The sequence below is a fragment of the Alteromonas sp. PRIM-21 genome, from assembly GCF_027563165.1.
GTDB classification, from domain to species: Bacteria; Pseudomonadota; Gammaproteobacteria; order Enterobacterales; family Alteromonadaceae; genus Alteromonas; species Alteromonas macleodii_A.
This window is the reverse complement of the sequence record NZ_JADOEK010000001.1, coordinates 641484-657093: the sequence shown is the minus strand read 5'-3', so window position 1 is coordinate 657093 and position 15610 is coordinate 641484. Positions and strand designations below refer to the sequence as shown.

Here is a 15610-nt window from a genome sequence, read left to right as displayed (position 1 = left end):
CTTGGTGTTCATGTGTGATTGTTATTAACAAAAGTTGTTACGAAGCAATAACTAAATAAGATCCCAACCCAATGGTGAACAAAAAGCTTCCCCATATGGCATGTTCAATAACCACAACAGGCGTTGAGTTTGTTTGCATATACCTGTAGCCAAAAATAGCACCGCCAATCCAAGAAACTACTACTGCAATCCAGTTTCCATATACCAAATGAGCTAGACCAAATAGAAAAGTACTTAGCCCCCATCTTGCGTATTTGGAAGGCAAAATACGCTTGTAACGGTGAAAGAAATAGGTACGGAAAATAATCTCTTGTGGAATAACCGACACTATGGGGTAAATCAGCAATGTCGCTACCCACATCCATGGTTGATTCATAGGCCAGTGCAAAAATAGTTCGGGTTTTAAAAAGTAAACCACAAGCGCTAGTAAACTCGCCCACGGCAAAAATAGCCTAAGCGTACTTTTAAAATGTATTCGATAATCTTCCCAATGCCACAACTTAATTCGTTTAAATTGTTTATCTGCTAACAAGACAGCCAAACAGCAAAGCCCCATTACCCCTAAAATAGGCATGAGGTAATCTGCAAAATGCTTAATCCAGTAAAGAACGGCAAAAGGAACTGCTACAAATAGCAAGATCAATTCAGACCACAGCTTTGCCACAACTCACCTCTTTCCTAAAACCACGCTGAACTCGCTGAAGACCTTTCCAGTAAATCGGGTGTGCCTAGAAAAACAGCAAAACAGCTAAGCCAACAAAATAATTACCAACTGATGACACTTTCGTGAATTTTTACCGTTAGTAAGTATGAAAGTGTAGTGCCAAAATGTAGGGCTTGAAGAAATAATTAGATGCAACTTTAGCCCAATAAAGGCGTTAGTTTAGGTAAGCCATTACTGGCTCTAAACTTTTTAAATTTGGTTTCGGTAGATAAAGTTTGAAGGACGGCATTTAATAAACTATTTATTCGTTATTCTCGCTTTTATCTTCGTAATCCTCGGTGATTTTCAGTGGAATTAACTAGTAGATTTCACGTGGTGATTGTATATCGAACAAAAGTCGTGAAATAATTGCACAAGATGTATAAGGCGATACCAATGACAAAAAATAGCCCTAGCGACGTTTTACAACAGATTGAAAAACACTATGCCGCGTTGTCACCTTCGGGCAAATCTATCGCGCATTACATTCAGCAAAACCCTATCGCTGTGCTTAGCCAGTCCACCTCATTCATTGCAGAAAAAACAGGAACTTCGAAAGCCACGGTAAGTCGGTTCTTTCGCCAGCTGGGCTTTGAGTCGCACCAACAAGCCAAAGACGCATTAGTGCAACTACGTGAGCAGGGCGTGCCTGTAGTAAACCCATCAAGCAGTGTTTTACAGCATGAAAGTGATAGTAAAAATTTAGCTAATACATTCGACGGTACATCGTCCGATGCACTAAAAGATATAGCTACACTGCTTGCTTCAGCAGGTCAGGTTACTTTAATTGGGTTTCGCAACGCTTACCCAATCGCCCTTCATTTTAGACAGCAGCTTAAGCAAATTAGGACATCGGTTCGCGTACTTCCCCAACCTGGGCAGACCCTTAGCGAAGATCTTATTGACCTCACAGAAAATGATCTAGTGGTACTTTTCGGCTTCCGTCGTAGGACCCGCCAGTTCAAGTTTGTTTTAAACAGCATAAAACACTGCAAAACTGTGCTAATAACCGACCCTACAGGCCAAGGTTATCGCAATGATGTAGACCACCTGCTTGTAACCCACATTGGCAGCGACTCTCCTTTCGATAGCTACGCCGCGCCTATGAGCTTAGTCGCATCTCTGTGTAACCTTACCTACGACGCATTAGGTAGCAAGGCCGCAGACCGTGTAGATGCCATTACTGATATCTACATTCAGATGGATGAACTAGAAAGTCCTAAACGTTAACCCTTCCCATAGAACACTTTTTAAGCAATACTATAAAGGCGGTCGTAGCACACAATTACGATTTCGCAAGCGAAAATGGAACTTTTTCGATAAAAAGAAGTATAAGTCTTAATGACTTTAATTTTACTGCAGTAAGCGTGTAGTTGAGGTGAATATGGATAAAACGCGAGTAGTCATGGAAGAGGCTAACGGTGTACTAGACTTTTGGTTTGGTGAACTGTCACCTGAACAATGGTTTAAAGAAGATGCAGCATTAGATAAAACCATTGCTTCACGGTTTTCTACGTTGCGCACAGCGGCTGTGCGTGGTGAACTTTGGCCTTGGCGCGCTACGGCCACAGGTAGGCTTGCCGAAATTATTCTTCTTGATCAATTTTCCCGAAATATTTATCGCAATCAGCCAGATGCATTTAGTGCTGACAGTATAGCGCTGATATTGGCTCAAGAAGCGGTAAGTGTAGAAGCTGACAAAATGCTTACCCCGCAACAACGGGCGTTTCTGTACATGCCTTTTATGCATAGCGAGTCGTTAGCTATTCACGACGTAGCGCTGGAACTCTTCTCTCAAGAAGGGCTTGAGAAAGAATACACTTTTGAGAAACGCCATCAGGCGGTCATTGAAAGGTTTGGACGCTACCCTCACCGAAATTCAGTGTTAGGCCGTGAATCTACAGCCGAAGAAGCTGCCTTTCTGAAAGAAAACCCTCAAGGCTTTTAGCTACTAACTGGCACAACTACGCATATCCCAAGCTATTTACCCCATTCAAATAGCCCAGAGAAAACGCAGAGAATAGTACACAGCTTGGTAAGGCTGCTTAACCGTAACCCGCTGTAACAGTGCCTTCCTTTGCGTTCTCGCTCACGTTTTCTTTTATACCTTTTCAGTAATTATTTCTATTGAAGCGAAAAGCAACGATCGTTTCTCTTGACTTTATGGTGAAACAGTTGTTTCATGAAGGAAAGACTAATAAAGAAACAATAATTGATAAGTAACGCGCTGTGAGCTCTCCTTTTGTCCTAAAGCCCTGTGATGCAAAGTTCACGCAGGCGATTGAAAACTTAGAAACAACCTTTAATGGCATTAATAACGGTGAGGGCGAAATGTCGTCTTTAAATAACCGGGCAAGCCAAGGGGTAACTGAAGATTCAACAAAAGCGTGCGATGTTAAAAAACCGCTAAGCGGTTTAGGGCTTGCGGTAAAAGATTTATTCGATATTGAAGGTTTACCAACAGCAGCAGGCAACCCAGATTGGTTGGCAACGCATCCCGTACCAAAAAGTACGAATAGCTGTGTAGCGAATATGCTTAAAGCAGGTGCTGCGTTTAAAGGTAAAACCATTACTGACGAACTTGCCTACAGCTTACACGGGCAAAATAAGCATTATGAAACGCTTGTGAACCCGGTAGCGCCAGCTCATATTCCTGGCGGTTCTTCGTCGGGTTCTGCGGTTGCGGTCAGCGCACACCTTGCCGATATTGGTCTCGGCACAGATACAGGTGGCTCTATACGCGTACCGTCTAGCTATCAGGGTTTATGGGGGCTTCGCACCACCCATGGCGCTGTGGCTTGCGACAACATGGTAGCCCTTGCACCATCGTTCGATACTGTGGGATGGATGACGAGAGATTTAGATACACTGTCAAAGGTAGCCAATGTTTGTCTTGATAGTGCTACGCAAAGTGACATACCTAACGAACCTCGCTTGGGTATAGCCGCACACTTATTTGAGCAAACCGCTCATACATCGCTTTGCCAAACCTGGCTTAACACTCTTGAAGACAGCAATAATTGTATTGTGCTGTCAGAAACACAAGTTGATTTAAACAAGTTACAAACCGCCGCTACATTTCGCACTTTACAAGGCAGTGAAATTTGGCAGCAGCATGGCGAATGGATTGAAAACACTCAACCCGACATCGCTAACGATATTATGTTGCGCTTAGATTGGTGTAAAACCATAACAACACAAGATGTAGAACAAGCTAAAGCGCAGCAAACTGTGGTAAGAAACCATTTAACTAGGCTATTTGGAGAAATAGATGTTTTGGTTATTCCCACAACACCTGGTGTTGCACCTCGATGTGACGCCGATGATACGACTCTGGCAAATGATAGAAACGCTCTGCTCGCGCTTACGGCAGTAGCAGGGCTTGCTGGTTTACCCCAGCTTCATTTACCGTTGTTCACCCTACACAATGCCCCATGCGGTTTATCGCTTGTGGGTAAAAAAGGCAACGATCTTGCACTTCTCGCGTTAGCTAAAACGCTAACCACTCGCTAAAGATGTAAAGCGCGCAAAGTATCTGTTTAACTTCATTTAAGTGACGGTTATGCCGCACTAAAGTAAAGCACAGAGCGCGCTATCGCATTTAAGTTGAAAGAAGAAACGGAAGTAAGACGAGACAACACGTCTGTTTACCTAGCTATTGACTAACTAGGGCTAAACACAATGGCGTGGTTGCTGAGTTTTTGAAGGAAATAATTATGAGTGAAAAACCTAATATTGCGTTTACAGCCCCTCACTTCGCAGCATCACAAGTGGGCTTAAACATACTAGAAAAAGGCGGTACCGCTATTGAAGCTATGGTAGCCGCTGCAGCCTCTATTGCCGTTGAATACCCACATATGAACGGCATGGGCGGTGACGGATTTTGGCTCATCAGTGAGCCGGGCAAAAAGCCTATTGGTATCGATGCATCAGGCGTAGCAGCAAAAGGCGCAACACCCGCATTTTACGAAGGTAGCGATGCCATACCAAGCAGAGGCGGCAAGTCTGCATTGACCATGGCCGGCGCAGTGGCCGGTTGGAAAGCTGCCCTAGATATAAGCCATGAATGGCAAAGCGGTTTACCACTAACCACGTTGTTTGATACGGCGATAAGCCAAGCTAACTGGGGTATTGAAGTTACTCAAAGTTTAGTTGATGCCAGTAACAAGACCTTTGACGAGCTAAGCGCTGATGAAAACTTCGCGCAATTTTTAATTAAAGGCAAGGCGCTTAAAAAAGGCAAAATTTTAAAGCTGACAAAGCTGTCAGAAACCTTAAAGCATTTGGCAGATAAAGGGCTTGATGATTTTTACCATGGTGAATTAGCGGCAAAACTGGCTGAAGACTTAGAAGCGGCTGGCTCGCCTATTCGCCTTGAAGATTTCAACAATTACAAAGCAACGATTGTTGAGCCATTGTCAGTATCTACCAGCAAAGGCAAGCTTTATAACCTACCTGCACCAACGCAAGGTATAGCCTCGCTTATTATCTTGGCACTTTATGACAAGGTTCAGCATTTAGGCAATACCGATGCAGATATGGTGCATTTACTTATTGAATGTACCAAACAAGCTTTCATTGCCCGTAACGCGAATGTAACCGACCCGTCTCGTACCCCGGTAAATTTACAAAGCCTGTTAAGTGACGACGCACTTGATGAAATGGTGAAAAACATTTCACTAGATAAAGCATTGCCGTGGCCACACGAAGCCAAGCATGGCGATACCATATGGATGGGCTGCTGCGACTCAGAAGGTCGCATGGTGAGCTACATACAATCTCTTTATTGGGAGTTTGGTTCAGGCATAGTTAGCCCACAAACCGGCATTGTATGGAATAACCGAGGCACTTCGTTCTCGCTAGACTCAAACAGTAACCAATATTTAGCGCCTGGCTTAAAGCCGTTCCATACCTTAAACCCTGCGTTTGCCGAGCTTATCGACGGACGCCGTATGAGTTACGGCACCATGGGTGGTGAGGGTCAACCTCAAACCCAAGCCGCGCTATTTGCCCGCCATATTTACCACGGACAGCCTATCGACAAAGCGATTTCCCTTGGTCGATGGTTACTTGGCAGAACCTGGGGCGATCAAAGCCACAACTTAAAGGCAGAGCGTGATTTAGTTGAATACGTGGGCGAGAGCTTACTGGCAAGGGGGCACGATATGGTAACGGTAGACCCTTGCAACGAACTTATGGGCCACGCGGGTGCCATTATTCGCGACACAGAGGGCTCGGTTAGCGGCGCGAGCGACCCACGAAGTGACGGCAAAGCTTACTTCGGTCATCGCTAGGTTTGTTTTAAAACCTTCGCTTCGCAACCCCGTTTACTGTGAAGCGTCTGCAAAGACGCTTCTTAAACAGCTTAACGCATACAAAGTATTTAAATAGCAATTGTTAAAGAGATAGAAATCACATGCAGTTTTTAATGGATAACCTCACGGTTATATTATCGCTCGCGGGAACGGGCGTATTTGCCGGCATACTAGCAGGTATGCTTGGCGTAGGTGGCGGTATTGTTATTGTGCCGGTACTATTTTTTCTTTTCCAAGCACTTGGCGTGTCGCCTGAAAGTGCCATGGTTATTGCCACGGCCACGTCGCTTGCGACTATCGTCCCTACTTCAGTTAGCTCTATTCGCGCTCACCACAGTAAAGGCAACGTCGACTTTGCGCTGCTAAAAGCATGGGCAGTATTTATTCTAATTGGGGTACTTGCGGGAAGCTATGCGGTAACCGTGGTTAACCCAACGTTCTTGACCCTGTTGTTCGGCGTTATCGCAACCTTATCTGCCATCAATATGCTTATTGGCAAAAAAGATGCGCTATTTAAAGGGCTACCGGGCCGTGCAGGTCAGTCAGTAATGGCAACGTGTATTGGTTTATTTAGCTCTATGGTGGGTATTGGCGGCGGTACGCTAACCGTGCCTACACTCACTTTTTGTAATTACCCAGCGCACAAAGCTGTGGGAACTGCTGCGGCGGTCGGCTTAATTATTTCGCTACCCGCAGCACTTACATTGTTATTCGTAGGAACCACACCTGCTGACGCCCCCTTCGCAACATACGGCTATGTAAACTTGCTAGGTTTTGCGTGCATTGTTCCGCTAACGGTTTTATTTGCACCAGTCGGCGCGACCATTGCCAACAAGCTAGACGCTGGTTTACTTAAAAAAATCTTCGCCGTTGTTCTCATCATCACTGGCTTGCGCATGCTAGCGCAAGTGCTTATCTAGGAGTGCCCACATGTCTAAAGAAGCGTCTACAGGAACTTTCGCACCACTTAATCCTCCACCTCGTTTGTTAATGGGCCCTGGCCCTATTAACTGCTATCCACGTGTGTTAAGCGCGATGTCTACTCAATTAGTGGGCCAGTACGACCCGGTAATGACAGGCTATATGAATGAGACAATGCAGCTTTATCGCGATGTGTTTAATACCCAAAACCAGCAAACCTTTTTGGTCGACGGTACGTCGCGCGCGGGTATCGAAGCGGTTTTGGTATCGGCAATAGAGCCAGGCGACAAAGTCCTTGTGCCTATCTTCGGGCGCTTCGGCCATTTACTTGCTGAAATTGCAGAGCGTGCCGACGCTAAAGTACACACCATTGAAGTGCCTTGGGGTGAAGTATTTACGCCTGAGCAAATAGAAGCGGCTATAAAAGAGGTGAAGCCCAAGCTGCTTGCCATAGTACAAGGCGATACCTCTACCACTATGCTTCAACCGCTTGAGCATATTGGCGCCATTTGTGAGGCGAATGACGTCTTGTTTTACTGCGATGCAACCGCGTCAGTAGGTGGAAACCCACTGGATGTTGATGCATGGAAATTAGACGCAGTATCGGTTGGCCTTCAAAAGTGTTTGGGTGGTCCGTCGGGCAGTGCGCCTATCACTCTTAGCGACAAGTTTGTTAAAACCGTACGTACTCGTCATCACGTTGAAGCCGGTATTCGCGATGCCCATCACGAGGCGGCGCGCGGCCCTAAAATTCGCTCTAACTACTTCGATTTACCTATGATCATGGATTATTGGGGCGAAGAGCGCTTAAACCACCATACCGAAGCGGCCACTATGCTTTATTGCGCTCGGGAATGTGCACGTGTGCATTTAGAGGAAGGTCATCAAAACGTTATTGCACGTCATAAAGTGGCTGGTGACGCCATGCTTGCCGGTATACAAGCTATGGGGCTTAAACCATTTGGCGACCTTAAGCACAAAATGTACAACGTGGTTGGTGTTCATATTCCCGACGGTGTTCACGGTGAAGAAGTACGCGAAACCCTACTGCTGCGCTTTAATATCGAAATTGGCACCAGCTTTGGGCCTTTAAAAGGTAAGATTTGGCGCATTGGTACAATGGGGTACAACGCCAGAGAAGATGCCGTACTGCATACACTCCAGTCGCTTGAAACCGTACTTCGCATGCAAGGGTTTGCGCTACCTGCGGGTAAAGGGGTAGACGCTGCACTTAGCGTTTATGCTGAGGCTAAAGCAACGGGAGTTGCGAATGGGTGAATTCGTAGAATTTACTGAACTAGCGACCCAGGTTATGGCAAGGTGCGAAACGCTAGGCACCTTAAGCCAAGACCCCACTTGCCTAGACAGACGCTATTTAACCGAGCAGCACAAGCTTGCCAACCAACTGGCGTCTGGCTGGATGATTGAGGCGGGCATGACCACTTGGCAAGATGCCGTTGGCAACATTTGGGGACGCTATACCTCCAGTGTGCCCAATGCACCGCGATTAATTCTAGGAAGTCATCTCGACACCGTTCCTAACGGCGGAAAGTACGACGGAATGCTGGGCGTAGTTGCTGCTATCTCAATGGTTGCTATGTTTGACGGCACACAAACTAAGTTCCCGTTCCACATAGATATTGTAGGCTTTTGTGATGAAGAAGGCACGCGTTTTGGCACCACGCTATTAGGCAGCCGGGCGCTAACTGGCAAATGGCAAGAGCAGTGGCGTCACTTAAAAGATGAAAACGGTGTAAGCCTAGAGCAAGCCATGGCTAACTTTGGGCTTAGTTTCGATGCGGTTAACAGCGCGGCTATTTCCCCCACTGATATTCTGGGCTATTTAGAGCTTCATATTGAACAAGGCCCTGTTTTAGAGCAAGAAAACCTGCCTGTAGGTGTCGTAAGTGCTATTGCAGGTGCCAAGCGTTTTAACTTTACCGTAGAAGGAATGGCTGGACACGCCGGTACTGTGCCTATGTCTATGCGTCGTGACGCCCTATGCGCAAGTGCAGAAATGTTACTAGCGGTAGAAAGCATAAGCCTACAACGCCCGGGGGTTGTGGCCACCGTAGGTAAAATTGAGAATGCGCCGAACGGCGTAAACGTAATATCTGGGCGCACGCGATTCTCCCTTGATATTAGAAGCGAGGATGATGATTTACGCGATTCAGTATTGGCAGAAATATTGCAAAAATTTGATGACATTGCGCAGGCTAGGCAGTTAACTCTCACCCGCGAGCAAACCCATAGTGCGCCTGCGGTACATTGCGATAGTCAGTTAAAGCAAGCACTTGTTCGCGGTGTTCAAGAAAGCGGTATAGCACCACGAATTCTTGCTTCAGGAGCGGGTCATGATGCCATGGCTATAGCAGATATTTGCCCTGTAGCCATGCTATTCACACGCTGTAAGGGTGGCATAAGCCATCACCCAGCTGAGTCTATTACCCATGAGGATGTGGCTGCCAGTTTGTCGGTGCTTTATAAAACCATAAGCAAACTCAAGCACGCGTAATGTTCAAATCAGTACAGTCTTAAACAAGGGTCGATAATGAAAATAACAAGGATTTACAACGATGAAGCGGGCAAAAGCCACTTTGGCGAGGTCGAAATAGCGCTAAAAGACGGCGGTCCTATCGGTATGCTTTCAGAGAAATTTGGTGCAGATAAAATTATCTTTCGCGAGACACCTGCCGACTATGACTTCAAATGGCACCCTGCCCCTGCACGACAACTTCTTTTCATTATAAAAGGTCGTGCCGAATTTACAGTATCAAACGGAGAGCGCCATGTATTTGGTGCGGGCGATGTACTGCTGTTAGAAGATACCGAGGGTGAAGGTCACTGCTCTCGCGCGATGTACAATGAAGTACGTCACTCAATTTTTGTCACGCTAGATGAAGGTGTTACGCTTTAAATTAAACCTTCAAATCTTTCATGAAAAAATGCGCTAATTTAGCGCATTTTTTTGTTTAAGCACCAAATTGGGGCTTATCCATTCATCACTCTTATCCATCAAGATATAAGAATCAAAAATTAACTATTAAAAACAGTGTGATACAACAGCCATCACTAGCAGACCAATTGGTCAATATCTTGCAGTCATTGAGCAACTGTTATTAAGAAATATTGCTCATGTCTTCAAATCACAGCGAATTACTTTACGACCTTCACGATAGCCCGGCATTTCTTCCTTCTCTTACCGCGGCGTTCCAGCACTTATTAGCCAGCTTTGTTGGCGTTATTACACCAACACTCATTGTCACATCAACACTAGGTCTTACCGAATATACACCTTACCTTATCAGCATGGCACTGTTTGTTAGTGGCCTAGGTACTGCAATACAAACAAAGCGTATTGGGCCGGTAGGTAGCGGGTTGGTAGCCATTCAAGGTACCAGCTTTGCGTTTATTAGCGCGCTAATTCTGGCGGGAAACCAAGTTAAAGCAAATGGCGGTACGCCCGAAGATATCTTAGCACTGTTGTTTGGCCTCACCATGGCAGGTGCGCTTGTTGAGGTAGTGTTCAGTCTATTTGTAGATAAACTTAAACGCATCATTACCCCTTTAACTACTGGCATTGTGATCACGGCCATAGGGCTTAGTTTAATTAACGTGGGCATGACCGACCTTGCAGGCGGTTTTCATGCTGCGGACTTTGCGAGTACTGACAACCTAGCGGTAGGTCTTGGCGTGTTGCTTGTTATTGTATTTTTAAACGCATCTCACAATCATTGGCTACGCTTGAGTGCTATTTTTATTGGCATGGCCATTGGTGCAACTTATGTTGGGTTTACAAAAGGTCTTGATTTTAGCGGCCTTGCCTCTTTATCTATTGTCGCTATTCCTACGCCGTTTGCATTTGGCATCTCATTTGATATCAATTTGTTTTTACCTATTGCGCTAATTTACTTATTCAGCGCTATAGAAACAGCGGGCGATCTAACGGCCAATAGCCTTTTCTGTAAGCAACCCGTAAGCGGCCCGGTTTACTTAGCCCGAGTAAAGGGCGGTATTTTAGGCGACGGCGTAAATTCGCTACTGGCCGGTATGTTTAATACGTTTCCGAACACTACCTTTGGTCAAAATAATGGAGTTATTCAGCTAACTGGTATCGCAAGTCGCAAAGTGGGCTTCTTTGTTGCTGCTCTGTTTGTTCTTATTGGCTGCTTTCCAATTGTTGGTGGTGTGCTGCAGGCTATCCCTAAGCCTGTTTTAGGCGGCGCAACATTAGTGATGTTTGCCATGGTTGCAGTAGGCGGCCTTAAACTTCTTGCCAGCTATGCGTTGGATAGACGCAGCAGTTTGGTTACGGCTTGTGCCCTTGGTATGGCAATTGGGGTAATGATGGTACCCGAAGCCTTGGCCGAACTACCTAACTGGCTTGAAAATATTCTTCTTTCCCCTGTTACGTCAGCAGGACTTACAGCGGTTATTTTAGATTTAACGTTACCCGGGAAAAAAGGCGCTAGTGATAAGTCAGAAGCTTTGGCAACCACCGTCAATCAACTTACAGAAAGTAATGCGAGTGAAGCTTTGGACGACTCGGTCAAAACCGCTTCCCCTGAGGTAAGAAAGCGTACTAAAGAGAATCGCAGCAACTCAGCAACTTCACCCCATAAAGCGATATTAGGTATAAAGCAGCGCCAAGTGCTGCGCCCTGCTCTTTATAGTGCAAAACCACGGTAGAAATCACTGCGAAGGTGCAAAAATAAGAAAAACCTTATTCGTTAACACAATAATAACAACATAAGAACAACATTATATTTTTAAATCCATATAATTCAGCAACTTAAGAGCAGATTAAAAGTTGACCAACTGGTTAGGAAGTTGGCACTCATCCTGCTAAACCTCTTGCATACAGCAAGGCGCAATAGAAATAGTGCGTTGATAAAGCCCTAAAAAAGGGCAACTAAAAATAATGAGGAAACCATGAAAAACACTACATTCGCATTATCTCCTCTAGCAAAAGCCTTAGCGATGACAACGGCGGTAGCATTGTCATCTCAAGCATTTGCACAAGAAGAGACAGAGGTACAAGAAAAAGATGTCGAAAAGATTCAGGTAACTGGGTCACTAGGCAGCTTGCCCGGTCAAGACGTCGAGTCGGTATTTGGCTTTGGTAAATCTATTCTTGAAACACCGCGCTCAGCATCCACTATTTCTCAAGAGCAAATGGAGCGTTTTAACGTTTCTGATATTGATGAATTAGTAGCATTTGCGCCAGGTACGTTCACCCAGTCTTTCTTTGGTGTTGCAGGCTCACTTGACGTACGTGGTACGCCAGGTGAAACATACTTCCGTGGCGTTAAGCGCTTAGATAACCCGGGTAACTACCCTACACCTATCGGTGCTTCAAGCCGTATCGACATTGTACGTGGTCCTGCATCACCTATTTATGGCCCATCTAAAATTGGTGGTTATCTAAACTTTAACCCTAAATCTGCACGCGCTTCTGGCGGCCAGTATCTAGATGCCCCAACGGGTGCATTGTCTTACACCACTGGTTCTTGGGATAAAAGCATCTTAACCGCAGAAGTTGGCGGCCCGACTAGCGTCGCTGGCAAAGAGATGGGTTACTACATATACGGCGAGCTAGAAAATTCAGACAGCTATTACGACAATACGCAAACTGACCAAACGGTATTACAAGCATCATTTAACATTGATATTACCGACAACCTTCGCTTCGAATTCGGTGGTATGTACCACGACTATGACGGCAACCAAGTTGCTGGTTGGAACCGTCTCACCCAAGAGCTAGTTGACGACGGTACTTATATTACAGGTACAGCACAGCCTCTAGACACTGATGGCGACGGCCAAATTAGCCACGAAGAATACGCTGCGGTAAACATTGCCGGCGAGAGCTTCTTCTATGTTCCAGCGTCTAGCTTTACGGATGATGAAGCCACAGCGTTAATGCAACTAGAAAACGTTGGAACCACAACGCTTAGTGGAAACCAAGTACTGGTAGCGCCTGATGATCAGCTTGGCAACGAAGCTATTACACTGTATTTCGACACGATTTACTACACAGATAACTGGGAAATCCGCAACCAACTTTTCTATGATGCATACGACAACATCAATGAAAATGCCTACGGTTTCTCACAGTTCCACGACAGCTGGGTTGTTGAAGACAAGCTAATTTTCGCTACCGAATATGAAAACGATGGCCTGCTTGCACAGTTTCAATTCTCGCCATCTGTTCGTTATACCGACTTCGAACACGGCGATGATTTCACGTTTGAATATTTCAACCGTCGCGACCTAACCATGCCATCATCAGCACTGGATCGTCGTTTATTGTCTACCCGCTCAGGTAAAAACTACGATAACTATGACGTGGGTAACTACCTAGACCTAGGTATTGCTGCAATGACAGACTTAACTTGGGATTGGGGCTTAAACCTAGTGTTAGGCTTGCGTTACGACACTATTGATATTGAAAGTACTTCACGTACCGACCTTCTGTTAGGTGCAACAGGCGATGAAACACCAGAGTATGCTGAAGAAACGGTAGACGGGTGGTCTTGGAACGCCAGCCTTTCATACGAATTCGAATTTGGCCTTATTCCTTACGTAACTGCGGCAGAACAAGCCACACTTGTAGCAGGTCAAGGTGCGGAGATTGGCGTTAGCCAACTAGGCGACGGCAGCGCATTCGATACCTCTGAACTTCTTGAGTTTGGTATTAAAGGTTCTTTGTTAGAAGATACACTGTATTTTGCACTTTCATCGTTTGAGCAAGAGCGTACCGATTTTAACGCGCAAAACACGGTAACTAATAATACCACCAACAACAAAGGTACTGAGTTTGAACTTCGTTGGGTAGTAAACGACAACCTTGTTGTATCTGCAGGTTACACCAACATTAAGGTAATTAACCTTACAGCGCTTGAAAATGGTAACCAGTTTGGTTTCTTGGGTGCTGAAGACTTAGTGAACCTTGAAGATCCTTCATTAATCTTCGGTGGTAACGTGATTGGTCTTAACCTTATCGGTGAAGGCTTTAATAATACAGATGGACGTAAAGCAGGTATCCCTGAAAACATCTATACGCTAACTGCGACTTACGATTTCCAAAATGGTTATGCGGCTAACGTAAGCGTGGTAGATGTTGAAGAAGTAGCATCAGGTTTCTCTGCTGCTGTAACGCTACCGGCTTACACGCTAGTGAATGCTGGCTTATCTTATCAGGCTGAAGACTGGTCATTTAACTTAACCGTTAAAAACCTAACTGATGAACGTTATTTCCGTTCTAACTTCCCTGATCTATTCGGTAGCCAAATCGTTCTTCCTGAACTACCGCGTCACTTTAATGCTAAAGTTACTTACTCATTCTAAGTATGCTTAGCCTGTGAATGATGTCACGCTTTCCATCAAACGTGGAAGGTTAACTGCATCATTTACTAAATCACGTTAAATTAAGAGCTCAGTTTTCTAACCCTGGGCTCTTTTTTTTAGGAGTATTTTATGTCTTTAGCCCTATTCATTCGACATTTTGCACAACGCGCGCTTTTCCATATTGCTAAACACCGCAGTAATTCTGCTTTAAGCAAATCATTTGCACTAGCAGTGTTTAAAGGCGTTGTGATAAGCACACTCTCAGTCAATGCATACGCTAGTGAAGAAGAACCACCTATGGAAGTGAAGGTTGTAGTGGTGAGTATGTTTGAAATTGGTGATGACGAGGGTGACGCACCCGGCGAATTTCAGTTGTGGAAAGCCCGTCAAAAACTCACAACGAAATACCCTCTGCCCCACGGCTTTCACGACATTTACGCAAACCCAGAAACGGGCGTTATTGGCATTGTGACTGGCATGGGCATTGCGCGTGCTTCTGCGGCAATAATGGCTCTAGGGCTCGACCCTCGCTTTGATTTGTCAAAGGCCTACTGGCTGGTAGCTGGTATTGCAGGCGTCGACCCCGCCGATAACACTATTGGCAGCGCTATTTGGACCGATTATGTTGTAGATGGTGACCTAGCACATCACATTGACGCAAGAGAAATTCCTTCGGCGTGGAGTACAGGTTACTTTCCCCTTTTCACCCACGCACCTTATGACAATGCCGAATCAGTGGATGTGAATAATAGCCCGAACGGCGAGGTTTACCCGCTTAACCTTCCTTTGGCAAAATGGGCCTATTCACTGACCAAAGACACCAAACTTTCAAATAACGATGCAATGGATGCGTTACGGGCAAAATACACTCACTCACCTAATGCAAGGGGACTTCCCAATGTGTCTATGGGCGCCCATCTATCTGCGTCTACTTTCTGGCATGGAGAGAAACTAAATACATGGGCGAATGATTGGGTAGCATATTGGACCAAAAACAAGGGCAACTTCGTGACATCGGGCATGGAAGACTCGGCTACGCTTCAAAGTTTGTCTTATTTAGATAATGCCGGTTTGGTAGATAAAAAACGCATAATGATTTTAAGAACCGCGAGTAATTTCACTATGCAGCCACCGTCGCTAAGTGCATCAGAAAATTTGAAACTTGAAAGCTCGGGGGAAGGTTATGCAGCAATGAATGCCGCTATTGAAGCCGCGTATAACGTGGGATCCCGTGTTGTCGACTATATCACTGAGAATTGGGATTCAGTAAAAGATACCCCCCCTAGCGTTAAATGATAGAAAAACAACAGTCATCATTTTG

Annotated in this window: 12 protein-coding genes; 11 read left to right on the top strand and 1 reads right to left on the bottom strand. The window is 45.4% G+C overall.

The features are described 5' to 3' along the window. Positions 1 to 37: 37 nt before the first annotated feature. Complete coding sequence (locus tag IW644_RS02860; RefSeq protein WP_179983043.1) at positions 38 to 664, bottom strand: CPBP family intramembrane glutamic endopeptidase; 627 nt, start codon at positions 662 to 664, stop codon at positions 38 to 40. A gap of 435 nt (positions 665 to 1099) precedes the next feature. Between IW644_RS02860 and IW644_RS02855 the strand changes: the two genes are divergently transcribed. The 11 genes from IW644_RS02855 to IW644_RS02805 all read left to right on the top strand — a co-directional run bounded on the left by IW644_RS02855 (position 1100) and on the right by IW644_RS02805 (position 15585). Further along, entirely contained in the window at positions 1100 to 1933 is an 834-nt protein-coding gene (locus IW644_RS02855; protein WP_269916321.1) for a MurR/RpiR family transcriptional regulator, read from the top strand. 154 nt (positions 1934 to 2087) lie between these two features. After that, entirely contained in the window at positions 2088 to 2651 is a 564-nt protein-coding gene (locus tag IW644_RS02850) for a DUF924 family protein (RefSeq protein WP_179983041.1), read from the top strand. 281 nt (positions 2652 to 2932) lie between these two features. Then, on the top strand, positions 2933 to 4216 hold the full coding sequence (locus IW644_RS02845; protein WP_269916320.1) for an amidase: 1284 nt from the start codon (positions 2933 to 2935) through the stop codon (positions 4214 to 4216). Between the two features lie 203 nt (positions 4217 to 4419). Then, positions 4420 to 5997 (top strand): gamma-glutamyltransferase family protein, encoded by a 1578-nt coding sequence (locus tag IW644_RS02840; RefSeq protein WP_269916319.1) that lies wholly within the window; start codon positions 4420 to 4422, stop codon positions 5995 to 5997. A 122-nt stretch (positions 5998 to 6119) separates the two neighbouring features. Next, entirely contained in the window at positions 6120 to 6938 is an 819-nt protein-coding gene (locus tag IW644_RS02835) for a sulfite exporter TauE/SafE family protein (protein WP_179983038.1), read from the top strand. Positions 6939 to 6948: 10 nt separating this feature from the next. Then, a complete protein-coding gene (locus tag IW644_RS02830) occupies positions 6949 to 8217 on the top strand; it encodes a pyridoxal-phosphate-dependent aminotransferase family protein (protein ID WP_269916318.1) in 1269 nt (422 codons plus the stop codon). Then, on the top strand, positions 8210 to 9454 hold the full coding sequence (locus tag IW644_RS02825) for an allantoate amidohydrolase (protein WP_269916317.1): 1245 nt from the start codon (positions 8210 to 8212) through the stop codon (positions 9452 to 9454). The genes IW644_RS02830 and IW644_RS02825 overlap by 8 nt, the downstream gene beginning before the upstream one ends. A 36-nt stretch (positions 9455 to 9490) precedes the next feature. Further along, on the top strand, positions 9491 to 9856 hold the full coding sequence (locus tag IW644_RS02820) for an AraC family ligand binding domain-containing protein (RefSeq protein WP_179983035.1): 366 nt from the start codon (positions 9491 to 9493) through the stop codon (positions 9854 to 9856). A 218-nt stretch (positions 9857 to 10074) separates the two neighbouring features. Continuing rightward, the gene (locus tag IW644_RS02815; protein ID WP_269916316.1) at positions 10075 to 11628 is read left to right on the top strand and encodes a uracil-xanthine permease family protein; all 1554 of its coding nucleotides are present in this window, start codon (positions 10075 to 10077) and stop codon (positions 11626 to 11628) included. Positions 11629 to 11871: 243 nt separating this feature from the next. Beyond that, positions 11872 to 14289, top strand: coding sequence for a TonB-dependent siderophore receptor (locus IW644_RS02810; protein ID WP_269916315.1), 2418 nt, complete (start codon positions 11872 to 11874; stop codon positions 14287 to 14289). Between the two features lie 129 nt (positions 14290 to 14418). Continuing rightward, complete coding sequence (locus tag IW644_RS02805; protein WP_269916314.1) at positions 14419 to 15585, top strand: purine nucleoside permease; 1167 nt, start codon at positions 14419 to 14421, stop codon at positions 15583 to 15585. The last annotated feature ends 25 nt before the right edge of the window (positions 15586 to 15610 follow it).

Bases quoted from the DNA above. Each gene is read 5' to 3' on its own strand.
- IW644_RS02835 (WP_179983038.1), top strand. From the start codon at position 6,120: ATGCAGTTTTTAATGGATAACCTCACGGTTATATTATCGCTCGCGGGA.
- IW644_RS02820 (WP_179983035.1), top strand. From the start codon at position 9,491: ATGAAAATAACAAGGATTTACAACGATGAAGCGGGCAAAAGCCACTTT.
- IW644_RS02850 (WP_179983041.1), top strand. From the start codon at position 2,088: ATGGATAAAACGCGAGTAGTCATGGAAGAGGCTAACGGTGTACTAGAC.
- IW644_RS02855 (WP_269916321.1), top strand. From the start codon at position 1,100: ATGACAAAAAATAGCCCTAGCGACGTTTTACAACAGATTGAAAAACAC.
- IW644_RS02825 (WP_269916317.1), top strand. From the start codon at position 8,210: ATGGGTGAATTCGTAGAATTTACTGAACTAGCGACCCAGGTTATGGCA.
- IW644_RS02830 (WP_269916318.1), top strand. From the start codon at position 6,949: ATGTCTAAAGAAGCGTCTACAGGAACTTTCGCACCACTTAATCCTCCA.
- IW644_RS02815 (WP_269916316.1), top strand. From the start codon at position 10,075: ATGTCTTCAAATCACAGCGAATTACTTTACGACCTTCACGATAGCCCG.
- IW644_RS02805 (WP_269916314.1), top strand. From the start codon at position 14,419: ATGTCTTTAGCCCTATTCATTCGACATTTTGCACAACGCGCGCTTTTC.
- IW644_RS02810 (WP_269916315.1), top strand. From the start codon at position 11,872: ATGAAAAACACTACATTCGCATTATCTCCTCTAGCAAAAGCCTTAGCG.
- IW644_RS02840 (WP_269916319.1), top strand. From the start codon at position 4,420: ATGAGTGAAAAACCTAATATTGCGTTTACAGCCCCTCACTTCGCAGCA.